Annotated in this window: 8 protein-coding genes; 4 read left to right on the top strand and 4 right to left on the bottom strand. The window is 56.4% G+C overall.

Annotation, left to right across the window (positions count from 1 at the left end; all coding sequences use genetic code 11):
- The first annotated feature begins 323 nt into the window (after window positions 1–323).
- The 4 genes from HZB34_13095 (at window position 324) to HZB34_13080 (ending at window position 4,036) form a co-directional block, all read left to right on the top strand.
- Window positions 324–1,100, top strand: a complete 777-nt coding sequence (locus HZB34_13095) for a CBS domain-containing protein (protein MBI5316896.1) — start codon at window positions 324–326, stop codon at window positions 1,098–1,100.
- A 166-nt stretch (window positions 1,101–1,266) separates the two neighbouring features.
- Window positions 1,267–2,310, top strand: a complete 1,044-nt coding sequence (locus HZB34_13090) for a TIGR00730 family Rossman fold protein (GenBank protein ID MBI5316895.1) — start codon at window positions 1,267–1,269, stop codon at window positions 2,308–2,310.
- A 56-nt stretch (window positions 2,311–2,366) separates the two neighbouring features.
- Window positions 2,367–3,242 carry a hypothetical protein gene (locus HZB34_13085; GenBank protein ID MBI5316894.1) on the top strand — a complete coding sequence of 292 codons (876 nt, stop codon included), beginning with the start codon at window positions 2,367–2,369 and terminating at the stop codon, window positions 3,240–3,242.
- 89 nt (window positions 3,243–3,331) lie between these two features.
- A complete protein-coding gene (locus HZB34_13080) occupies window positions 3,332–4,036 on the top strand; it encodes a rhomboid family intramembrane serine protease (protein MBI5316893.1) in 705 nt (234 codons plus the stop codon).
- An 84-nt stretch (window positions 4,037–4,120) separates the two neighbouring features.
- On the opposite strand, the gene HZB34_13075 is transcribed toward HZB34_13080, so the two are convergent.
- The 4 genes from HZB34_13075 to HZB34_13060 form a co-directional block, all read right to left on the bottom strand.
- Entirely contained in the window at window positions 4,121–5,938 is a 1,818-nt protein-coding gene (locus HZB34_13075; GenBank protein ID MBI5316892.1) for a hypothetical protein, read from the bottom strand.
- A 255-nt stretch (window positions 5,939–6,193) separates the two neighbouring features.
- Window positions 6,194–7,372 (bottom strand): 5-(carboxyamino)imidazole ribonucleotide synthase, encoded by a 1,179-nt coding sequence (locus tag HZB34_13070; GenBank protein ID MBI5316891.1) that lies wholly within the window; start codon window positions 7,370–7,372, stop codon window positions 6,194–6,196.
- Window positions 7,369–7,947 carry a 5-(carboxyamino)imidazole ribonucleotide mutase gene (gene purE, locus HZB34_13065; GenBank protein MBI5316890.1) on the bottom strand — a complete coding sequence of 193 codons (579 nt, stop codon included), beginning with the start codon at window positions 7,945–7,947 and terminating at the stop codon, window positions 7,369–7,371. The genes HZB34_13070 and purE overlap by 4 nt, the downstream gene beginning before the upstream one ends.
- A gap of 143 nt (window positions 7,948–8,090) precedes the next feature.
- Window positions 8,091–8,462 carry a response regulator gene (locus tag HZB34_13060; GenBank protein MBI5316889.1) on the bottom strand — a complete coding sequence of 124 codons (372 nt, stop codon included), beginning with the start codon at window positions 8,460–8,462 and terminating at the stop codon, window positions 8,091–8,093.
- Between the last annotated feature and the right edge of the window lie 68 nt (window positions 8,463–8,530).

Raw genomic sequence — 8,530 nt, 5'->3', positions numbered from 1 at the left:
GCCATCCGCCTGAGTTCCTTCACACTCATGATGACCCTGTCCTCTCTGACCATCCGGCCCTCCTTGTGAGGGCGGGCAGTCTATCAGTGAAGAGGACATTTCTATCTTGGCGAAAGCGGACATTATCATTTTGGGATTACAAACCACCGATCCCCCCTTGTGCTGCGCGAACAATTGGCCTAGTCTATTCGCCAAACCCCTTGTTTGACAAGGGAAGCCCCGGTTACGGGCCAGGAAGCCCCATCTGCTATACTTGGCTTACGTCGCTGGAGGCGAAACCCTCACGAATCGTGCAGGCGCGACTCGGGGGAGGTCTCGAACCCATGCTCAACGACAATGACAGGCCCTTCAAGCCGACACATCTCTTATCTACTATGGTTGCCCATATGATGACACCGGGTGTCGTGCAAGTCCCTGGAAACGTCTCTGTCAGCGAGGCAGCGCTGCTCCTCGAACGAGAACAGGCCCCCTGCCTGCTTGTCAAAGATACCGACACCCGATTCGGCCTCATGACGCCGACCGACATCGTGAAGAAAGTCATCGCTCAGGGTCTCGAACCGCACGACATCGAAGTCCGGACAATCATGACACGCCCGGTGCAGTTCATCGAGTACGATGAGGTCCTGGCAGAAGCCTCGACACTCATGGTCGCGACAGGGGCCTCTCTCTTGATCGTCACCAAACAAAACCAACCGGTCGGGGTACTCAGTGCACAAAACCTGATGCTCGCGCCAACCAGGCGTGACACGAAAATCCCGGTTGTCGTGAGCGTGGTCGGACAGGCCTCTGCACCGGGACTAAACTTTAATGCCATGATCACCCAGCTTAACCATGTCGGTACGTTGGTCGAGATGACAACGAAGCTCGCGCCAAAATCGAACGTTGTCCTGGCGTTTTCCATTTCCGGCCAAAATACCCCCTTAACCATCCGTGGAAGGGTTCTAGCCAGCAAAATTCATGATGCAGAAACCGATCAACTGTCGAGCGGAGCCTGTATCTGGCATGTCGACATTCAGTTCACTGACCTTTCGTCAAGCGACCTTGCGCGTATCAGAGCTTGGGCACTTCAAACTATGCCTCCCCTACCCAACCGCGCCTAGCCCGCATTATTCACGAAGGCTTCTACTGCCTCTCGTCCGATCTTCATGCTGGGTGAGTCATCCAGGCAAACCTCACACATATGCGCCATTCTTTTGACCAATAGGCGATCAGCTGATAGAATTTTTTCTGCCTAGAAGAAAACAATAACAACACATGGATCACCAGATGAACACCTCCCAGACCCGTTCCCGTCCCCTTCCCTCCAACGAGGCGCTCCTCAACCAAATTCGCCTACTGCTGGACAGTCCGGAAGATGATCTGCAAGCCTCGATCATGAAGGAACTCCTCACTGGAACGCTTCGGCTCCACGAAGCTCGCTTGGATGTACTGGACCTCAAGATCGTCAACCGCGCCGTAAAAGAACTGCGTCATGCCTTCCGCGTCTTTCATGATTATCGTAATAGACGTAAGGTCAGCATCTTCGGGTCGGCCCGCACCGCCTTGGATGACCCGAACTACCAGATGGCCTTCCAGTTTTCCCGTCAGATCGTCGAGGAAGGGTTTATGGTCATCACCGGGGGAGCCGATGGGATCATGCGCGCCTGCCAAGAGGGCGCCGGACGTGAGAACAGTTTCGGGGTTAATATCATGCTGCCCTTCGAGCAGGGTCCAAATGCCACCATCGCAGACGATCCAAAGCTCGTCACCTTCAAATATTTTTTCACCAGAAAACTCATCTTCCAAAAAGAAGCCAATGCCATCGCATTGTTCCCTGGCGGCTTCGGAACACATGATGAAGGCTTTGAAATCTTAACCCTTGCCCAGACCGGCAAGAGCGACCCCCAGCCGATCGTGTGTCTCCAGGCTCCTGGTTGCGACTATTGGGACGAGTGGTACTCCTTCATCACAGGCCAACTCTTGTCCCGTCAACTGATCAGCCCCGAAGATCTCAGCCTGTTCAAAATCACCACATCTGTGGATGACGCGATCGATGAGATCAGGAATTTTTACCGCCGATTTCACTCCATTCGATACGTAGGCCGATTCCTGGCCATCCGTCTGACATCGAGCATCTCCCCCGAGCAGGTGGCCGGCCTTCATGAAACCTTTGGCGATCTGTTATCCGAGGGCACCTTCGTGCTGCGAGGGCCGCTCCCCGAAGAACTAGACGAGCCGGATTTGGCGAACCTGCCTCGGTTGGCCTTTACCTCAAACCGTCGAAGCGCGAGTCGCTTGCGCCAATTGATCGATCACCTCAACGCACTATGACTCTTACCGCAAAGAGACTTTAGTCTCAGCGGAGGGTCGTGGTATGCTCTGAATCGATGGCTGGCTCCCGTACACATCACCCATTCGCTACCCCCCCCACTGTCGTGCTCTATCACGCGGAATGCGCAGATGGATTCGGCGCTGCGTGGGCGCTATGGAATCGATTCCCCACGGCCCGCTTTATTCCTGTCAAACACGGCAATCCACCTCCCACAGGGCTGGAAGGCCAACGAGTCGTCATCGTGGATTTCAGCTATGCCTGCGAAACGCTGGAACTCCTCGCCGCTCAGACTCAGGCACTCCTCGTGCTCGATCATCACATCACCGCAGAGAAAGCCCTTGCCGGCCTTCCCTATGCCTATTTCGACATGAAAAAGTCTGGCGCGGTCCTGGCATGGGAATGGGCACACGATCAGCCGACGCCGTGGCTTCTCGAGTATATTCAGGACAAAGACCTCTGGACATGGGCCCTCCCCTCCAGCCGGGAAATCAATGCGGCCGTCGCCTCCTATCCATTCGATTATCATCTGTGGAATCGCTTCAAGCAGAACGAACTGGAGCAGGAAGGGCGAGCTATCCTACGGTATGAAAACGAGCTCGTGAGCAAGCTCGCGGCGCAGGCCATGTTGATCGACTTTCATGGTGCCATCGTGCCGTCGGTCCACAGCGCGATCTTGACCAGTCAGATCGGCGAACAGCTCTCTGCGGAGCATCCGTTCTGCGTCATATGGCACGATCGCGACGGACGACGCTACTACAGCATGCGCTCGCGAGAGGACGGCACGGACGTGGGGACTATTGCGGCATCCTTCGGCGGTGGAGGCCATACGCATGCCGCGGGATTTTCAGTCGCCCTCGGAGCCGATGGCTCATTGCCGGATAACCCGGCACTCCCCCGATCAGTTGTCGACCGTCGCCGCATTCCTGGTTGATCTGGTTTGTCTTGTTATTTAGTTGGCCTTGTTTAACCAAACAAACGAAGCAAACCAAATAACGGTCGTCTCCGCTTACCGAGAGCTCTATGATTCCTCTGCACGACGACAACCCAACGGAGCTGACCCCGGTCGTCACAGTCGGCTTTATTGCGGCCTGCGTCCTCGTCTTTTTCTACCAGGCCAGCCTGCCTGTCGGCCCTGATAATACATTCGTGTTCCAGTACGGGGCGATCCCGGCCCTCCTATTCGGGGAGGCCGACCTCTCTGAAACGGCCTTACCCATTCCTGCTTACGCTACGTTGATCACGAGCATGTTCCTCCACGGTGGCTGGATGCACCTTATCGGAAATATGCTGTACCTCTGGATCTTCGGCAACAATATCGAAGACGTCATGGGACATGCAAAATTCATCGGGTTCTACCTTGCTTGCGGAATTCTGGCCGCCCTGAGCCATGCCTTGACCGATCCATCCTCAGCTATTCCCATGGTCGGAGCGAGCGGCGCCATTTCCGGCATCTTGGGCGCCTATGTGCTGCTGTTCCCGCGAGCCACCGTGCTGGTGATCATGCCGGGCCTGGGTACAACGAGGGTGGCAGCCGGCGTTGTCCTCGGCATGTGGTTCGTGATGCAACTGTTGAGCGGAGGAATGAGCATCGGCAGCACCGGCGGAGGCGTCGCCTTCTTCGCCCATATCGGAGGATTTGTGGCGGGGATGGCGTTGATTGGTCTGTTCAAACGACCGAACGTGCGCTTCTTTGCTCCGAGCCGCAGAAACCGATGGGGTGGCTAGCCCGGTTTATCTGGTTTGTCTAGTTTGTCTGGTTGAACAAAATCAACTAAATGAACAAAACAAACCAAATAAACCGTCCGGTCCTCACCCATCGAGCAACTCACGAACTTTTTCCACCAGGCCGGCCTGTCGATAGGGGCGCCTCAAGAGAAACCGCGGATTGAGTCGATGCGACACCATCGTTTCATCGTCATACCCGGACACGAAGAGCGGCTTCATCAACGGATATTGCTTCAGCAGCCGTCGGGCTAAATCACGCCCGCCAATCTCCGGCATCATCAAACCGGTCACGGTCACATGAACGGCTCCAGCATGATGCTGCGTGAGGAGCAAGGCTTCAACCGGCGAACTCGCCTCCAAGACCTGATAGCGATGACGCAACAATGTGGAGAGCGCGAGCTTACGGTCGATTTCATTCGGTTCCACCAACAGAATCGTTTCCTGGCCTTTGGCTGAGCAATTGGCTGGGATAGATGGAACAGGCGGCCGGCCCTGCCGTACAAGGGGAAGCGTCACTCGCACTACAGTGCCTTCGCCTGGCCGGCTAACGACCTCCACTTCCCCTGCGCTCTGTTTCATGATGCCATAGACCGCTGTGAGTCCAAGTCCCACATTCATTTCCTTTGTTGAAAAGAAGGGTTCGAACATGCGCGACTGCGTCTCTAGGCTCATTCCGCTTCCTGTATCCGTCACTTGAATCAGCACCTCGGAACGACGATCATGCAATGATTGCTTCGCTTCGATCCGCAAGCGACCGCCGGTTGGCATGGCATCCCTGGCATTCACCGCAAGATGAAGCAGGACCTGTTCAAGTCCTTCACGATCAACCTCGACCTCCATCGGCGCATCGTCTACGGCCATGCTGAAATCAATGGATGCCGGGAGCAGTCCCCTCATCACTTCCTGGATCTCCTCCAGCAGGGTCCTGACCGAAAGCACCTGCCGGACTTGGCCGTCCTGGAAGCCTACGCCGGCCAATTGAGCGGTCAGGACTGCCGCCTGCTCTCCACTTCGAAATATGTCGTCGACCGCCCCATAGAGCGGGTCGTCCGACTTGAGGCGAGAGAGGGCCACTCCCGTCTGTCTCCCGATCACCGATACAAGCTTGCTCAGTTGGTCGGCGATACCCCCGGCCATCCGACCGATCGCTTCCATCTTCTGGGCCTCCTGCAATCGCTGTTCAAGGCCCTGTCGTTCCCTCTTCCCCTGCTGGACATGCTCATTCGCCCGCGAGAGCTCTCCCTTGAGACCCTTGACACGGGCATCCAACTGATCGCGCGATGCCTGCAAGGCCTGTTCGGTTTGTCTCAGAGCCTCAATATTCCCCAGCAGGAGTGTTTTTTGTTGCTGCTCGGTTCCAATCGTTTGCAGGGCGAGTCCGTAGAACGTCGCCATCACCAACAAGACCGGTAGGCCCAGCAGATGCCCGGGCGACAATGACCCGGTTTGGACGATCCCTTGATAGAGGATCATGCCATAGCCGGTACAGAGCAACAGAGACAAGGCAATGATATGGGAAATCTTGCGCACGGAGGCGGCAATGAGCATGAGGACGAAATAGGACAGATAGAGTTCAGATTGGACATTACCCGAAAGAAACATCGTCGCGGTCACGAGAACCGTATCGATCCCGATCAGTATCCCGCTGAACCAGGCTGCCTGGAGAATTGCGAGCGGGACATACCACAGGCAGAGGACCAGCGTCCCTAATCCGCCGATGATCACCAGGCATGTCGGGAGACTTGCGATCAGATCGACAGAGGACAACAACTGATATGCCAACATGACGCCGACCAGCGACTGAAGCACAACATATCGTTGCCGCGAAATCATACTGCCATGGCAGGAGTCTGCCACTGGCTCTTCCACGTGGTACTCAGAGGAGAGAGTGAGGCTACTCATCCGTATGACCTCCTGTTCGGGCGACCGAAGGCTGAAAATACAGCAAGTCTCGTACCCATACTTCAACAGGACTAAACCGCGTTTTTCCCGTGGCCTATGGCGCGAAATGGTTAAACTTCGAGTCCAGATCGCTCCAACAGGTCACAAAAGAGAACGGTGCGGGATGGCCAAGAAAGCTCACTGGTTGGACTTCCCCGGAAGCGACGACGAGGCCCGTCTGGTGCCACAGGGGAAGAATAGGCCAAACGAAAGGTTCTATGCGGATAGGGCGCGGCTATTGTGCAGGCCGTCACGAAATTGCTTCGCGCGATCGAGGGCGAGGCTGAGCGTCTCGCCAAGAAACGTAACGTGCCCCATCTTGCGACGGGGGCGAATGGCGCGTTTGCCGTAGAGGTGCAGTACTGCGCCGGGAACATCCAAGAGGTTTCGACAGCCTGTACCCTCCAGAAGCATTGTGGCGTCGTCTCCGATAAGATTTACCATGACTGCCGGGCTCAGCAGCCGCACCTCGCCAAGCGGCATGCCGGTGGTGGTACGAACCTGCTGCTCAAACTGGGAGACACTGCAGGCATCCAGTGTGTAATGGCCTGAGTTATGGGGCCTCGGGGCAACCTCGTTGATCAGCAGTTCCCGGCTTGGCAGCTGAAATAATTCGAGACAGAACACCCCAGCCCCTCCCAGCCGATCAACGACATCACGCGCAAGAGCAGCCGCCCGCTCAGCCAGGGCTGAAGATCCTGGGGCCGGCACCTTGGTGGTTCGAAGTATCCCCTCTTCATGTTCATTCTCAACCAACGGGTATGTGCAGCTCTGCCCGTCAGCTCCACGGACCACCAGGATCGAGAGTTCCCGTTCAAACGGCACCAAGGACTCCACGATCCATCGCGTGCCAGGGCGAGTAGATTCCGACAATGCTTGTTCTACCACCCGGACGTCGGACTCCTGGAGGATCCTCCATTGTCCCTTGCCATCATAACCGGCTGTTGCAGTTTTGCAGAGGGCTGGATACCCAACCTGCGAGACTGCATTCGTCAGTTGATCGGGAACAGTCAGGCCGGCGAAGGGAGGAACGGAAAATCCATTGGAGGCCAAAAAACCCTTTTGCTCGAGACGATCCTGAATCACTCTCAGAACCGCGCTGGAGGGACGAACCGGCTTCCGCTGTTCCAACACTTGACAGAGATCCGCCGGAATATTTTCCCATTCATAGGTCACAACGCTGACCAAGTCGGCAAATCGCCCAGTCAGGTCCTGGTCACTGAATGGATGGGGGAAACTGTACGTGGCAACAGGATGGGCGGGCGCACCCGGATCTGGGTCCCAGACGGCAACGGAATAGCCGAGACGGCGTGCCGCCATGGTGAACATGGCGCCCAGCTGTCCTCCGCCCAGCACGCCCAGGACAGATCCTGGCTCAATAACTACGGATTTCACGACTTGCGACTTGGACGGCTGGGACCTCTTGTTCCAGCTACCAGGCCTTTCGCTTCAGGAGATTGGAGCACGCCGTCCGTCTGTGCCCGGCGGAATAATTTCACGCGGGCGGCAATCTTCGGATACCGTCCAGCTAGAATCTGTGCCGCAAGCAAACCGGCATTCTCGGCCCCTCCGATAGCCACCGTAGCGACGGGAATCCCTTTTGGCATTTGCACGATGGAGAGGAGCGAATCGAGCCCGCGAAGATTCTCCGTCGGGATCGGAACACCAATGACCGGCAAGTGCGTCTTCGCAGCCAGCATCCCAGGAAGATGGGCTGCCCCTCCTGCACCGGCAATAATGACTTCGATCCCCCGTCCGGGAGCCTGTTCTGCATAGGCAAACAAGCGATCCGGTGTCCGGTGCGCGGAGACGACCATCCATTCGTGTGGAATCCCAAGCTCCGTCAGGATCGCAACGGCCTTTTCTAAGATTGGAAAATCGGATTTGCTTCCGCCCAACACCCCCACCAAGGGATGCGAATGATACGTCCCTCGCCGTTGTGATTGTGGTCCTCTGCTGACACGAGGCATATGTATGTGGGCCCTTTCCCACAACTCCCTGGCCGGATGCAGGCTTTCAACCGAGCCCCACCTTAGCGATTCTCTGACTCACGGTCAAGCTCACCGATGCTGGGCGAGCAGGCTTGCGGAAAAGCGAGGTAAGTTGAAACAGGCTAGGTTTGCAATTCAGCCTGGACTGTGTCGAGGAGAGTCTGCATCTCAAAGGGTTTCTGAAGCGCGCGGTGGGCCCCCAACATTTTGGCGACGTCGAGAAAACTGAGAATACCGATCATTTCACTGCTGCCGGTGATCGCGATGATTTTCACGTTCGGGAATTCCCGTCGCAACGTGGAGGTGGTCTCCAGGCCATCCTGCTCAGGCATGAGAATGTCCATAATAACCACGTCGGCCGGCGCGAGCCTATACTGTATAACAGCCTCCTTCCCATCACGTGCTTCCGTGACCTGATAGCCGGCCTGCTCCAATATTTCTCGAATCAATTGACGGAGTTGGTCTTCGTCATCGACGACAAGAACTGACGGCATCATGCCTCGGCTTTAGTGAATGCCTCTGGACCTCGGATCCTTGCGCACGGTGCATTGCTGAGAAGACG

The sequence above is a fragment of the Nitrospirota bacterium genome, from assembly GCA_016219645.1.
Taxonomy (GTDB): domain Bacteria; phylum Nitrospirota; class Nitrospiria; order Nitrospirales; family Nitrospiraceae; genus Palsa-1315.
Note: the sequence above shows the minus strand (reverse complement) of the source record. Positions and strands in the feature narration are given on the sequence as shown.